The following is a 13,210-nucleotide window of genomic DNA, read 5'->3' as shown; positions in this document are numbered from 1 at the left end:
CTCGCCCGGCCGGATCGCGGACCGCTCAGCTCACCGGCGGTGGAACCGGCGCCCATGCCGTGGCGAGCGTGCCCCAGATCACCGGCGAATGCCTCGGATCGCCCGTGCTCGTCCACAGCCGTCGCTTCTCGCGCTGCCATGCGCCCAGTGCCGACACCGGATCGGCGGACTCGTGCGCGGCGTCGACCGCGACGATCGCCTCGGCGAGCATGCCCTCCGCGCGGTCTCCGAGCACGGGGGCGAAGCGCCGCAGGCCCGCCTCGGTGGGCAGCGTCCACCGCGTCGCCGTGACATACTCGGCGCCGCGGTGCACGAACGCCGCGACCAGCCCGGTCGGCTCCGCGAAGCGCATGTCCGAGCCCGAATCGCACGCGATGAGCGCCACGCGGCTCGGTGAGCGCAGCGGGGCGAGACCGTCGGCGCCCAGCGCGATATCGGCCGCCGAGTACGGGCGGTGGATGCCGAGGGGCGCCGCATGGCCGGGCGCACCCGCCGCATCCGACAGGTGCATCTGGGCATCCAGGGCGTGCGTCGATGCGGTGACGTGTCCGACGTACAGCAGCCTGCCCGCATCGGCGTCTGCAAGCCACTCGCGACGGGCATCCGTGCGGCGGAACAGCTCTTCGGGGGCATCGACAGTCGGGCGCACGCGGTCGCCGAGACGGCGTACCATCTCGACGAGCGGAGAGTCGGAGGCGATCGGTCCGAGCACACTGCCCAGCTCGCTCGCGGCGGCGAAACCGGGCACGACGGGATCGAGGATCGCCTGCACCGGGGACTGCGCATCCCACGAGCGCACCTCGCGCGCCGGATCGTTGCGCAACGAGGCGGGCAGGAGCACGGAGGCGTCGACCATGTCGATGCCGCGCTCGCCGCCGGAGGTGCTCATGAGCTCCCACGGCAGGTGCGCCGTCGACGGCGAGAGCTGGATGCGCAGATGCGGGCGGCGCCCCGCCGTCTCCAGCGCGTTGAGCTCGAGGGCGAGCCACTCGGGGATGAGCGAGGCCGTGAGCGTCTCGGCAAGACGTTGCTCGCGCTCGGCGTCGAGAAGCACGCCCGTGAGGGCGCGGCGCAGCGCCTCCTCGCCCGACTCGCCGGGCAGAGGAGTAGGCAGCGCCCGGGCGAGCTCGTCGAGCGCCGGGGCGACGTGCTGCCGGTCGATCATCGTCATGCGCGGCGAGTCGCGCTGGTGATCCCAGACCCAGTTGATGAACAGGGCATCGCCGTCGACGAAGCGCAGCCGGGCGGTGGGTTGCTCCCTGTCGGGGAGGTCGGCGAGCACGCCCGTGCCGTCCACGCGCAGCCTCTGCATGGGCGTGGCCAGATGCCGCACCTCGCGCCAGTTCTTCACCATCTGCTCGCGACCGCCCTGCTCACCACGCCGCCACGACGGTGTCGGAGCGCACCGCGACGCCATACTCGGCCTCGGCGACGCGGATCCAGGGCTCCAGCGCCGGTTCCGCTCCGGGGATCGCGACGACGCGCGGCGGGGCGGCGAAGCGCAGGCCGTCATGCGCCGAGGGCACGGCCGCGAAGCCGGAGGCCGCGGCGGGCAGCTCGGCGGCATCCTCCGGCGCGGGGAGGGGCACGCGCAACGGGAGCACCGGGGCGATCTCCTCGATCGGATCAGGCTCCGCGGCGGTGGGCAGAGTCGCCTCGATCGTCTCGGCCTGCAGCGTCGCGGACGCCGTCGCGTTCTCGATGAGCGCGAGCAACAGCTCCGGTTCGCCCAACGTCATCGCGAGCCGGAAGGCGAGCTCACGGGCCGGGGCGGCGATCTGCAGACTCCACCGTTCCCGCGTGGGGCCTGGTGGGAAGTCGGCGCGCAGCGCCTCTGTCGCCAGCAGCACGGGCACGGCGATGTCGCGCGCCTGCTCGAGGCGCTCCTGGCGTCGTCGGGGCAGAGGCGTGACCGACGCCCATTCCGCGTGCATCTCGGCGCGACGCACATCCACCCGGCACCGCTCGTGGGCTGTGTGCGCCAGGTCTCGTGCGGCGAGATAGGCCTCGTGAGCCTTGGCGAACTTGCCGCGTTTCGATTCCGCATCGCCGAGGAATCCGTACGCCTCGCGCAGTTCCTGCACGGCGCCGAGGCCGACGAGCTCGCGGATGAGCGTGCGCAGCACGCGCGCCGCCTGCACCGGGTTGTTCGTCTCCAGGTGGATCGCGGCGAGTCCTGTGTTGCACGCTGCCAGTCGACGGGCCATGCCCGCCTCTCTGGCGAGCGACCCCGCGCGAAGGAAGGATTCCTGTGCGGCCGGCCAGTCCTTGCGGTGCGCGGCCGCGCGGGCGAGGTTCTCCGCGGCGAGCTGGCGGCTCACCGCATCGCCGTTCGCGGCGCTCACGCGCTCGGCGAGTTCGAGATACTCCTGCGAGGCCGCGTCGTCGCCCGTGCGCTGGGCGATCGAGGCGAGGTTAACGTAGACGTTCGCCGTCAGCTGCGGGTCGACGGCGAGCGCGCTCTGCAGCGCCACGCGCGCCTCGCGCTCGGCCTGAGGCAGCCGTCCGCGGATGATGAGCAGCGTCGAGCGCGCGAGGTGCAGGGAGTACCGTATGAGGCCGGCCTGGTGCACCGTGTCGTCGAGCCGGGTCTCGACCTCGTCGAGCACGGCGCCGGCGTCGTCGAGGCGATCCATCGCGGTGAGGATCTGGCAACGGCCGAGCATCGCGTTCAGGCTCACCGTGCGTGTACCGAGGCGGTCGTCGGTGCGCTGGGCCACTTCGGCGGCCAGGCCGATGGCCCCATCGGTCATCCGGAGGGCTTCGGCGAGGTCGCCGGCGGCTTCGGGAACGGAGGCGAGGTTGAGCATGGCGCGGGCGCGGATGTCGCGGGCGGCGTCGTCGGCATCCGCGACCTCGGTGAGCGCGACCGCCTCGCGCAGCAGCCGTTCGCCCTCGGAGAGGTCGCCGCGGCGCAGCGCGTCGGCGCCGGCGTTGTTGAGATCGCGCGCCGGATGCCAGCGCGGCGCCGTGGACGACGGTGGATGCACGGCGCCGGGGTCGTGGCGCGGCGCGTCGTCGGGCGACCCCTCCTGTGCGGTCATCGTCCGACGGCCGCGCGTTCGGCGAGGGTGTTCGGATGCGCGAGGCGTGCGAGTGCGAGGGCCACGATGCCGCCGCGCAGTCTCGAGTCCTCCGCGGGGCCCGGCTCATCGACGAGCCGCGGATCGCGGACCCAGAGCGTACGCTCCGCAGCAGGCAGCGACACGACCTCATCGGGGACCTCTGCCGTCGCGTGGAAACCCGCGCCCTCGCGCTGGAGGGTGACATCGATCCCGAGGGCAGCGGGGCCGAACCGGGCGCGCAGTGCTGTGTCCCCGTCGCCCGGGGCGGCGGTGACACAGACGTGCAGATACAGTGCGCCCTTTTGGCGCAGCGCCCAGCGGGCGTCGACATCCGCGGCGACGGTCTGCGCGGGCACGTCTCGCCAGGCGACAGCCGCGGTGCCTCCACCGAGCTCGATGCCCGCGCTCGGGGCGTGGCCGCCGGCAGCCAGGGCCCATTCCTCGCGCGGGGCCGCCGCCACGGGGCCGGTGGTGTCCGCGTCCAGATCGACGCCGTAGTCCTCCGCGAGCGCGGCGAGCATCTCGGAGAGCTGCGCCGCCTCGGCGGCGAGCGCGGGAACCCGCCGCAGGGCATGCTCGGCCCCTGCCGCATCGGCGAGTGCGCGTTCCACGGCCTCGTCATCGTCGAGCAGATGCTCCACGGCCGCGGTGGCCAGCGCGATCTCGGCGTCGAGGATCGCGGGATCCAGCGCGGGCACGGCCGCCCCTGCGGGCCACCACGCACGCGCCCAGGTCAGCATCGCAAGAGTGCGCGCGGTGCCGGATGACGTCGTGCCGGATCCTGGCGTCACAGGGATCGTCGCCGCCGTCGGCCCCGCGACCGCCTCGGCGACCTCGACGCCGTAGAACTCCTCGAGCACGTCGCGCGCGGCAGCCGCATCCCACACCACGGCATCCGGATGCGTCTCATCCGACAGCACATCCCACCGCAGCAGTGCGCCCCGCGCTTCGACGAGGGCGACCGCGAACGGCGCCGTCGCGTCGTCGTCGCTCGCTTCGGCGGGGATGATCGTCGCAGCGCCGTCGCGCACGCGGATGAGCACGCTCATGCGGCCCCCGGAAGCTCGCGTCCCAGCGCGGTCTTGAGGCGCTGGCGCTGATCCATGACCACCGACCGCAGCACGCCGTCGAGCGTGTCCCACAGCTCGGCCGCCGACACGTCGTGCCCGCGCAGCTCGCGGCCGTGCAGTCGCACCCACAGGCGACGCAGATACCCCTGACGCACGACGCGCACATCCTCGCGCAGCGCCTCGGGAACCCCGCTGGCCGCCGCGGGCAGGCGCAGCACGCGCCGTACGTACGCCTCTCGCGACCAGCGTGCGCGCAGCATCCGATGCGCGGCGGCCGGGTGCATCGGCGAGGCGTCGAGCGCGACGCTCGCCTCGCGCCCCAGTAGCATGATCACACGGCTGTGCTCATGGGCCAGCTGCCACGGTCGCGCGGAGCGGGCGGCCTCGTCGTCGAGCAGGTCTTCGGCGTCGATCTCGAGCTCGCGGTTCGCGCTCGAGGAGAACGCGGCGAACAGCCGCTCGAAGATCGAACGGTCGAAGGGGCGGGGCAGATCCTTCTTCCTCGCGTTCTCGCCGAGCGCCGGAGCGACCGGGACGCGTTCGACGGTGAGCCCGAGGGCGCAGGCGCCGCCCGGTTCGTCCAGTGCGGTCGCGGCAGCCGATCCCGCCGCGCTGTCGACCAGCGCCGCGTACGGCGCCTCGGTGGCGTCCGGGTCGTCGACGCACGCGTCCAGCGCGGCGAAGACGTCGGCCGTCGCGTCGGCAGGGGAGTCGGATGCGCCGCGCCGCGCCCATGCCTGATCCAGCGCGGACTGGAGGCGCGCGCGCACCGCGTCGTCGCCGAGCGCCGAGCGGATGCGGGCGAGCAGTGCGTCTCCCGCGGCGCGCTGCACCTCGGCGACGACGTCGGCGGCGACCGCCTCGGCCTCGGTGCCCGGCTCGCCGTGGATCCGTGCGAGCTCGAAGCAGCGCTGGAAGTAGAGGTCCTGCGGGTTGCCGTCGGTGATGCGCAAGGCGCGGCGGGCGCGCTTGAGCTCTTGGAACCACGAGGCCGTGGCGCGCAGGGCGTCGGCCGCGTCGCGCATCCGCGTGGTGAGTTCCGCAGCCGCTTCGGCGTCGAGGGCCGAGCCGCCCAGGTGCGGATTCTGCACCGGGCGGATCACGAGCGGATCGAGGACGAGCTTGACCGTGCGCGCCAGCGGCCGTCCCGAAGCGTTGCTCAACGCTGAGACGCCCTCGCCCAGCAGCGCCCATGCCTCCGCGATCACGAGGGCTCTGGCGCGGGCGGGAGTCGACGACCCCACCGACGTGTCGCGCCGCGGGGCGAGCGGTGAAGGGAGGGCCATCGCTCCACCCTAACCAGCCCATCCGATATCGGCCCATCGGATATCGGGCCGTGCAGTGTGGCCCCAGGCGGCCTCACGATCCGTCGGGCGCGATCTCGGTGATCCTCCCATCGGCGTCGAGTTCGAGCAGCAGATCGAGGTCGAGACGGGCCAGGAACGCATCGTCGTGACTGACCACGAGCACGGCGCCGCGGTACGCCCGCAGCGCCCGCACGAGCTGATCGACGGTGTCGATGTCGAGGTTGTTCGTCGGTTCGTCGAGCACCACGAGGTGCGGGGCGGGATCGGCCAGCAGCAGCGCCGCCAGCGCGACGCGGAACCGCTCGCCGCCCGAGAGCGTGCCCACCGGGCGATCGAACGCGCTGCCGCGGAGGAGGAAGCGCGCCAGCCTGTTCCGCAGTTCCTTGTCGGGGATCTGCGGCGCCCGGAGCGCGATGTTCTCGACCACGGAGCGCTGATCGTCGAGCCCGTCGATCCGTTGCGGCAGGTAGCCGATGCGGTCGGTGTGCGCGACCGTTGCCGTCGCTGCGTGCGGAAGTCGCCGCTCGTCGCCGGTCGGCACTTCCGCATCCTCGACCAGCCGGCGCAGCAGTGTGGTCTTGCCGACTCCGTTGCGGCCGATGACCGCCACGCGCTCGGGCCCCTGCACGATCCATTCGCGCTCGCCGTCGCGGATCGTCGCGATGCGCCGTGCACGCGAGACCTGCGGATCGGGCAGCTCGATCTTCATGGACGCGTCATCGCGCACCCGGCGCCCCGCGGCGTCGGCGGCAGCACGCGCCTCGGCCTCCTTCTCGTGCGCGTCGCCGCGCAGCTTGCCCGCCGAGACCTGTGCCGCCATCCGTCGCCCATGGGCGACGATCCTGGGCACGCGCTTCTCGACCTCGGCCCTGTGCGCCATGCGGGCACGGCCCGCGAGCTTCGCCTCGGCCTCGATGCGCTGGCGCTTCTCCTTCTTCACCGCCTGCTTCGCGTCGCGCTCGGCCTGCGCGGCGGCCTCCTGCTCGGTGTCGAGCCATGCCCGATACTCGGAGTACGGACCGCCGAAGACGCTCAGCTCGTGCGCGTACAGCTCGGCGGTCTCATCCATCAGCTCGAGCAGGGCCAGGTCGTGGCTCACGACCACGAGCGTGCCGCGCCAGTCGCGGACCATGTCGTGCAGGCGCGCCCGCGCCTCGCGGTCGAGGTTGTTCGTCGGCTCGTCGAGCAGGGTGATCGGCGCGCGGCGCAGGCGGATGCCGGCGATGGCCACGAGCACCGCCTCGCCTCCCGAGAGCTCGCCGACCCGGCGGTCGAGGAACGTCGGATCCAGGCCCGCCTCGGCCAGCGACGCCTCGGCGCGCGCCTCGATGTCCCAGTCGTCGCCGACCGCGTCGAAGTGCGCGGGGTCGACGTCGCCTGCGGCGATGGCGCGCACGGCGTCGAGGATGTCTGCGACGCCGAGCAGCTCGGCGACCCGGAGGTCGACGTCGAGGGTGAGCTGCTGCGGCAGCCAGGCGATCTCGCCCTGGGTGGTGACGTGCCCCGAGGTGGGTGCGAGGTCGCCGGCGATCACGCGCAGCAGCGTGGACTTGCCTGAGCCGTTGCGGCCGACCAGGCCGGTGCGGCCCGCGCCGAACGCGCCGGAGACGGCGTCGAGGGCGAGAGCGCCGTCGGGCCAGGAGACGGTGATCCGGTCGAGGACGACCGTGGATGCGGTGGTGCGAAGAGATGACATGAGCGGCTCCCGAAGAGATGCGGGTGCGCTGGGACCGAGGCCGACGACGGGCGTGCTCGAAGAGTCGAGCATGACGGTGTCGGCGGGTGCCGCGGTGGGCAGGAAGGATCGTCGGATCAGCGCGTGGGCAGGACGCGGGGACGACGAATCAGATCAAAGGACTTCCAGACACGGCGGACAGGACGCTCGACGCTACCAGCCGCCGCACCGCGCGTGCAACCCGGGCGTGTCGCGCCCGATGCCTCCGCCCGCGGACGGAGCGTGATCTCCCCCGCGCGGGGGATGGATGCCGTGCGCTCGCCGCGTAGCCTCGATCCATGGGCGATGACGGGATGAGCGGGCACGAAGCGCGGCAGCGCATATCGATGGGCGCGGGCATCGCGATCGGCATGGGCGTCGGTGTGGCGCTCGGAGTCGCCTTGGACAACATGGGCCTGGGCATCGGCATCGGCATCGCGATCGGGCTATGCCTCTCCCTCGCTGTCGGCGGAGGGCTGCGCCGGCTCGGCCGGCGGGATCCGGATGACGCCGATCCGGGCAGTCCGGATGCCGGGGACGACCAGGACGGTCAGACCCCGGGTGCGCCTCCGACCTGACCATCGGCGTCCTCGACCGGTTCGGCGAGGCGGCGTTCGAGGAACGCCCGCACATCGGCGAGCTCTTCTTCGGAGACGCTGTGCGTGAGCCCCGGGTACACCCGGCCCGACAGCTCGGCGTGGTCGGGCAGCCACTGCGCGGTGTGGTCGACGAGTGCGTGCGGGATCACGTCGTCTTTCGTGCCGCGGCCCCAGAACACCGGCGGGCGCGCCTCGCGCAACTCGGGATCGCGCGGCAGGTCGCCGGGGGCCGCGTATCCGGCGAGATTGACGACGGCGTCGATCCGCTCTGGTGCCAGCCGCAGGGTCTGCAGCGCCACGGAGGCGCCCTGCGAGAAGCCCAGCAGCAGGATGCGCGGAGCATCCCTCGCATCGTCGTCGAGCCAGTCGAGCACAGCGCGGGCGGCCGCGGTCACGGGCTCGGGATCGCGGCGCTCGAGCTCGTCGATGACGTACCAGGATCGGCCGGGCATGGGCCATGGTGCTGTGAGCGGTGCCGGCAGCGAGGCGACCGTGAACGGGTCGGGGAGAAACGGCACGAGGCCGAACAGGTCGTTCTCGTCGGAGCCGTAGCCGTGCAGCAGCACGAGCAGCGGTGCGCCCTCGCGACGAGGCCCCCAGCGGACGGCGGTGCGGTCGATGACGGGTTGCTCGCTCACGCGTCCATCCTGCCAGCGGGCCCCGACATCCGCCGACGCCGACATCGCCGCGGCCCCGGCGTGCGCCCCCTCGAGCGGCGCACGGCGCTGGTACAACTGACACATGGCCGTGCGCACCCCCGACCCCGATCCGTCCGACGACGACGGCCTGTCCGACGACCTCTCCGGATTCGGCGAGGCCGGCGGCTTGTCCGGGGCGGCCTCCGCCGCCAACCCGGGCTGGCTGAGCGACATCGAGCTCACCGAAGCGCGGCGGCGCCTGCCCATGCTCTACGTCGAGGCGGTGCCGGTGCGCACCGACGGCTCGGGGCAGGTCACTGACATCGGCATCCTGTTGCGCTCGACGCCTCTGGGCGAGATGAAACGCACGATCGTGTCGGGGCGCGTGCGCTTTGGCGAGACGCTGCGGGATGCGCTGTTCCGCCATGTCGAGAACGATCTCGGACCGATGGCGTTCCCGCTGCTGCCGCCGTCGCCGATGCCGTTCGCGGTGGCCGAGTACTTTCCGCTGCCCGGCGTCAGCGCCTTCCACGACGACCGCCAGCACGCCGTCTCCCTCGCATACGTCGTGCCCGTGACGGGCACGTGCGAACCGCGCCAGGACGCGCTGGAGGTCACCTGGTTCTCGCCCGACGAAGCGGCGTCCGAGGCGCTCGCCGCAGAGATGGAGGGCGGCCGAGGCACGCTCATCCGCCAGGCCCTCGCCCACCTCTCCCTCCTGCGCTGAACTTGGCAAGGTGATCGTGCCTGTGCGAGCTGATTGGTACGACTGGTGGGACAACGGGACCAGCGTCAGCATCGACTACCTGCCGGAGCGTGAGCAACCCGAGCCTCAGGAGCGGCAGTGGCCTCGCTCCGCAGGCCCCGGGGTCCGAGCGTCAGCGGGTGGTGAGGCGGGCGAGCTCGGCGACGAAGGCGTCGACGTCGGACTCCTCGGTGTCGAACCCGCACACCCAGCGCACCTCGCGCCGCGCCGCATCCCAGTCGTAGAAGCGGAAGCTCTCGCGCAGCGCATCCGCCACTCCCTCGGGCAGGGTCGCGAACACGCCGTTCGACTGCGTCGGCTGGGTGAACCCGACGCCCTGGACGGATCCGTCGGCCAGCCCTGCCTCGATCGAGGAGCGCAGACGCTGCGCCATCGCGTTGGCGTGGCGGGCGTTGCGCAGCCATAGATCGCCCTCGAGCAGGGCGATCAGCTGCGCGGAGACGAAGCGCATCTTCGAGGCCAGTTGCATGTTGAGCTTGCGCCCGTAGACGAGTCCGGGGGCCGCCTCGGGGTCGAGCACGACGATCGCCTCGCCGAGCATCGCGCCGTTCTTCGTGCCGCCGACGGTCATCACGTCCACACCCGCGTCGCGCGTGAAGGCGCGCAGGGGCAGGTCGAGGGATGCGGCGGCGTTGGCGATGCGGGCGCCGTCCATGTGCAGCCGCATCCCGTGGCCGTGCGCGTGGTCGGCGAGCGCGCGGATCTCGTCGGGCGTGTAGAGCGTCCCCAGCTCGGTGGACTGCGTGATCGAGACGACCAGCGGCTGCGCGCGGTGCTCGTCGCCCCAGCCCCAGGCCTCGCGATCGACGAGCTCGGGGGTCAGCTTGCCGTCGCCGGTCGGCACGGTGAGCAGCTTCATCCCGCCGACGCGTTCGGGGGCGCCCGCCTCATCGACGTTGATGTGCGCCGTGCTCGCGGCGATCACCGCGCCCCAGCGGGGCAGCATGGCCTGCAGGCCCACGACGTTGGCGCCGGTGCCGTTGAACACGGGGTACACCTCGATGCCGTCGCCGAGGTGTCCGCGGAAGACCTCGTGCAGCCGCTCGGTGTAGGCGTCTTCGCCGTAGGCGATCTGATGGCCGCCGTTGGCGTCGACGATCGCCTGGAGCACCTCCGGATGGACGCCGGAGTAGTTGTCGGATGCGAAGCCGCGAAGGGCGGTGTCGTGCAGTGCGCTCACCGGACAAGCCTACGCGGCCGCACCCGCGCGGGGCACGATCTGCGCCGGGAGCGACGACGGATGCGCCCTACCGCGATGTCGCAGACCCGCCGTAGTGTCGTCACCATGACCACGACGGGGGCAGTCGAGCAGGGCTCGCACATGCGCAGCTTCTTCCAGGTGCTGGTGAACACGATGGTGGCCAACGTGACGACGAGCTTCCTCTGGTTCGCGCTCACGTTCTGGGTGTACCTGGAGACGCGCAACGTGATGGCCACCGGCATCGTGGGCGGCGCGTACATGCTCCTCGTGGCGATCTTCGCGATGGTGTTCGGCACGCTCGTCGACCGCCATCGAAAACGCCACGTGTTCGTCTTCTCGAGCGCGGCGACCGCGGTGGCGTTCGTCCTCGCCTGGCTCCTCTTCCTCTGGCAGCCCGAGGCGGCGCTGCTCGACTTCGGGGGCCCGTGGTTCTGGCTGTTCGCCGGCATCATCCTCGTCGGCGCCGTCGTCGAGCAGATGCGCAACATCGCGCTGTCCACCACCGTCACCCTGCTCGTGCCCGTGGAGCGGCACGCCAACGCCAACGGCATGGTCGGCACCGTGCAGGGGCTCGCGTTCATCGTCACGAGCGTGTTCAGCGGGCTCGCCATCGGCTTCCTCGGCATGGGCGGCACGCTGGTGATCGCCGTGGCGTTGACGGTGATCTCGCTCGTGCACATCCTCTTCGTGCGCATCCCCGAATCCGCACCCGAGCCCGACCCGGATGCGCCGAGCGCCCTGGACTTCCGCGGCAGCGTCGCGGCGATCAGAGCGGTGCCCGGACTGTTCGTGCTGCTGTTCTTCGCGATGTTCAACAACCTCATCGGGGGCGTGTACATGGCGCTGATGGACCCGTACGGTCTCGAGCTGATGCCGGTGCAGTGGTGGGGGATCGTCTTCGGCGTCGCCTCGACCGGGTTCATCGTGGGCGGCATCCTCGTCTCCGCCCGCGGGCTGGGGCGAAACCCCATTCGCACCATGCTGCTGCTCGTCGCCGTCACCGGCGTGATCGGCTCGCTCTTCGCGATCCGCGACTGGTGGGTGCTGTATGCCGTCGGCATCTGGGTGTACATGGCGCTCATGCCGGCGATCGAGGCGGCCGAGCAGACTGTGATCCAGAAGGTGGTGCCGTATCGCCGTCAGGGGCGCGTGTTCGGGCTGGCCTCGGCGATGGAGGCCTCGGCGGCCCCGATCACGGCCTTTCTCATCGCGCCGATCGCGCAGTACGCCATCATCCCGTTCGTGGAGTCCGCAGAGGGGCGGGCCGCCTGGGGGTGGTTGGTCGGCGACGGTCAGGCGCGCGGCATCGCGGTGATCTTCTTCTTCGCCGGGCTGGTCACCATCGCCCTCGCGGCCTTCGCCTTCACCACCCGCGCCTATCGCACGGTCAGCTCGGCATACGCCGAGGCTCCTGCGACGGCGGAACCGACCACGGAGGTTCCGGCATGAGCCGACGCACGGATGGCCGTGCCGGGCCCGATGCGGCGAAGGGTCTCGTGGCGCACGACCGTGCACGGCATCTGCTGCCTACCGAGCGGGTCAAGGCGTTCATCGACGCCGTCGTGGCGATCGCCATGACCCTGCTCATCCTCCCGCTCATGGAGGGGGTGATCGAGCTCGGCCGCGAGGGCAAGACGGTGCTCGAGTACCTCGACGACGACGGGGATCAGATCGTCAGCTTCCTGATGAGCTTCGTCCTCATCGCGAACTTCTGGCTCAACCACCACCGCACCTTCGATCGGGTGGGTCGCACCGATCCGGCCCTGCTCTGGCTCGCCGTGCTGTGGATGCTCTCCATCGTGTGGCTGCCGGTGCCCACGGCCATGCTCGGCGCGATGCCCACCGACACCGTGCAGAAGGTCGTCTACATCGGCAGCCTGTTGCTCACCGCGCTCATCATGCTCGCCATCCGGGTCTACCTGCGCAGGCACCGCGATCTGCATGACGTCCCCGACGCGGATCTGCGCTCGGGTGTGATCGCCGAATCGCTCGTGTGCGTGTTGTTCGTCGTCGCAGGACTGGTCGCCGTGCTCGTGCCGGCGATCGGCTACTTCGCGATGTTCCTCGTCGTGCTCGTGATGCCCCTGCACCGCCTCGTGAATGCGCGGGTGGTCCGGCGCGAGCGGGAGACGACACCACCCGGTCGTTGAGCGAGCGCAGCGAGAGGAAACGCGGCGATATCCGCGGTGACTTCAGACGAACTCGACGACCTGCCCGTTGAGCGTCGCCGCATTCTCGTCCCACAGCTGCGCGATGTGCGCGGCGACGCGGTCGGCGACGTCGTCGAGGCCGCGCACCCGCACGATGCCCGCGGCGGCGCGCAGCGGCTCATCCGCATCGCGGGCGGCCTTCGCGTAACCCTGGGCGACCGCACGCGTCCACGCCTCGCTCGCCGCCTTCAGCGCGATGTAGTTGGCGCTGCCCGCCAGAGGGCGCTCGACCATCACCGACGACACGATCGCGAACCGCCCGGCGGGGGATGCTCGGAGGGCGGCGTCGAAGGCGCGGCTCGTCGCCCGCACGGCCTGCAGCGAAGGGAGCAGCGCCTCGAAGTCGTCGTCGGACTGCCCCGCCAGCCCGCCGCCGCCCCGCCATCCGCCCACGAGCGGGATCACGCCGTCGATCGGCCCGATGCGCTCGGCAAGGGTTCGCATCGCCTCGAACGAGGTGGCGTCGGCGACCTCGATCCCGGAACCGGCCTCGGCGAGGGGTGCGAGACGCTCGGCCGTTCTTCCCGTGGAGATCACCTCATGCCCTGCCGCCGCGAGCGCCCGCGCGATCGTCAGCCCGGCCCTGCTCGTCGCCCCGGCGAGCACCACCCTGCGGTGCATCTCGGTCATTGTGCCCGCC

The 13,210-nt window shown here is 72.0% G+C and carries 12 protein-coding genes; 4 read left to right on the top strand and 8 right to left on the bottom strand.

Features of this window, described 5'->3' with window-relative positions:
• Positions 1-25: 25 nt before the first annotated feature.
• The 5 genes from BKA02_RS03560 to BKA02_RS03540 all read right to left on the bottom strand — a co-directional run bounded on the left by BKA02_RS03560 (position 26) and on the right by BKA02_RS03540 (position 7,138).
• Positions 26-1,354 (bottom strand): CHAT domain-containing protein, encoded by a 1,329-nt coding sequence (locus tag BKA02_RS03560; protein ID WP_179431372.1) that lies wholly within the window; start codon positions 1,352-1,354, stop codon positions 26-28.
• A gap of 19 nt (positions 1,355-1,373) precedes the next feature.
• A complete protein-coding gene (locus BKA02_RS03555; protein WP_179431370.1) occupies positions 1,374-3,044 on the bottom strand; it encodes a hypothetical protein in 1,671 nt (556 codons plus the stop codon).
• Positions 3,041-4,114, bottom strand: coding sequence for a hypothetical protein (locus tag BKA02_RS03550; protein WP_179431368.1), 1,074 nt, complete (start codon positions 4,112-4,114; stop codon positions 3,041-3,043). Before BKA02_RS03550 ends, BKA02_RS03555 begins: the two co-directional genes overlap by 4 nt.
• On the bottom strand, positions 4,111-5,421 hold the full coding sequence (locus BKA02_RS03545) for a hypothetical protein (protein WP_179431366.1): 1,311 nt from the start codon (positions 5,419-5,421) through the stop codon (positions 4,111-4,113). The genes BKA02_RS03550 and BKA02_RS03545 overlap by 4 nt, the downstream gene beginning before the upstream one ends.
• A 73-nt stretch (positions 5,422-5,494) precedes the next feature.
• On the bottom strand, positions 5,495-7,138 hold the full coding sequence (locus BKA02_RS03540; RefSeq protein ID WP_179431364.1) for an ABC-F family ATP-binding cassette domain-containing protein: 1,644 nt from the start codon (positions 7,136-7,138) through the stop codon (positions 5,495-5,497).
• A gap of 317 nt (positions 7,139-7,455) precedes the next feature.
• Between BKA02_RS03540 and BKA02_RS03535 the strand changes: the two genes are divergently transcribed.
• Positions 7,456-7,734: a glycine zipper domain-containing protein gene (locus BKA02_RS03535; protein WP_179430092.1), complete on the top strand. Its 279-nt coding sequence runs from the start codon at positions 7,456-7,458 to the stop codon at positions 7,732-7,734.
• Here BKA02_RS03535 and BKA02_RS03530 read toward each other — a convergent pair.
• Positions 7,707-8,393, bottom strand: a complete 687-nt coding sequence (locus BKA02_RS03530) for an alpha/beta hydrolase (RefSeq protein ID WP_343045332.1) — start codon at positions 8,391-8,393, stop codon at positions 7,707-7,709. The genes BKA02_RS03535 and BKA02_RS03530 overlap by 28 nt on opposite strands.
• A 103-nt stretch (positions 8,394-8,496) precedes the next feature.
• On the opposite strand from BKA02_RS03530, the gene BKA02_RS03525 reads away from it, so the two are divergent.
• Entirely contained in the window at positions 8,497-9,120 is a 624-nt protein-coding gene (locus tag BKA02_RS03525; RefSeq protein WP_179431362.1) for an NUDIX hydrolase family protein, read from the top strand.
• Positions 9,121-9,271: 151 nt separating this feature from the next.
• On the opposite strand, the gene BKA02_RS03520 is transcribed toward BKA02_RS03525, so the two are convergent.
• Positions 9,272-10,339, bottom strand: a complete 1,068-nt coding sequence (locus BKA02_RS03520) for a beta-eliminating lyase-related protein (protein ID WP_179431360.1) — start codon at positions 10,337-10,339, stop codon at positions 9,272-9,274.
• Between the two features lie 105 nt (positions 10,340-10,444).
• Between BKA02_RS03520 and BKA02_RS03515 the strand changes: the two genes are divergently transcribed.
• Together BKA02_RS03515 and BKA02_RS03510 are read left to right on the top strand one after the other, a co-directional pair.
• Positions 10,445-11,809 carry an MFS transporter gene (locus BKA02_RS03515; RefSeq protein WP_281370259.1) on the top strand — a complete coding sequence of 455 codons (1,365 nt, stop codon included), beginning with the start codon at positions 10,445-10,447 and terminating at the stop codon, positions 11,807-11,809.
• Positions 11,806-12,510 (top strand): TMEM175 family protein, encoded by a 705-nt coding sequence (locus BKA02_RS03510; RefSeq protein ID WP_179431358.1) that lies wholly within the window; start codon positions 11,806-11,808, stop codon positions 12,508-12,510. The genes BKA02_RS03515 and BKA02_RS03510 overlap by 4 nt, the downstream gene beginning before the upstream one ends.
• Positions 12,511-12,552: 42 nt before the next feature.
• Here the strand turns inward: BKA02_RS03510 and BKA02_RS03505 are convergent, their stop codons facing one another.
• Positions 12,553-13,200 (bottom strand): SDR family NAD(P)-dependent oxidoreductase, encoded by a 648-nt coding sequence (locus BKA02_RS03505; protein WP_179431356.1) that lies wholly within the window; start codon positions 13,198-13,200, stop codon positions 12,553-12,555.
• Positions 13,201-13,210: the final 10 nt, after the last annotated feature.

It is taken from the genome of Microbacterium pseudoresistens (assembly GCF_013409745.1).
In the GTDB taxonomy this organism is placed as follows: domain Bacteria; phylum Actinomycetota; class Actinomycetes; order Actinomycetales; family Microbacteriaceae; genus Microbacterium; species Microbacterium pseudoresistens.
The sequence above is the reverse complement of the archived record's forward strand: the minus strand, read 5'-3'. Positions and strand labels throughout refer to the sequence as shown.

Coding starts and splice junctions, on each gene's coding strand:
- BKA02_RS03560 (WP_179431372.1), bottom strand. CDS start 1,354: ATGGTGAAGAACTGGCGCGAGGTGCGGCATCTGGCCACGCCCATGCAG.
- BKA02_RS03555 (WP_179431370.1), bottom strand. CDS start 3,044: ATGACCGCACAGGAGGGGTCGCCCGACGACGCGCCGCGCCACGACCCC.
- BKA02_RS03550 (WP_179431368.1), bottom strand. CDS start 4,114: ATGAGCGTGCTCATCCGCGTGCGCGACGGCGCTGCGACGATCATCCCC.
- BKA02_RS03545 (WP_179431366.1), bottom strand. CDS start 5,421: ATGGCCCTCCCTTCACCGCTCGCCCCGCGGCGCGACACGTCGGTGGGG.
- BKA02_RS03540 (WP_179431364.1), bottom strand. CDS start 7,138: ATGTCATCTCTTCGCACCACCGCATCCACGGTCGTCCTCGACCGGATC.
- BKA02_RS03535 (WP_179430092.1), top strand. CDS start 7,456: ATGGGCGATGACGGGATGAGCGGGCACGAAGCGCGGCAGCGCATATCG.
- BKA02_RS03525 (WP_179431362.1), top strand. CDS start 8,497: ATGGCCGTGCGCACCCCCGACCCCGATCCGTCCGACGACGACGGCCTG.
- BKA02_RS03515 (WP_281370259.1), top strand. CDS start 10,445: ATGACCACGACGGGGGCAGTCGAGCAGGGCTCGCACATGCGCAGCTTC.
- BKA02_RS03510 (WP_179431358.1), top strand. CDS start 11,806: ATGAGCCGACGCACGGATGGCCGTGCCGGGCCCGATGCGGCGAAGGGT.
- BKA02_RS03505 (WP_179431356.1), bottom strand. CDS start 13,200: ATGACCGAGATGCACCGCAGGGTGGTGCTCGCCGGGGCGACGAGCAGG.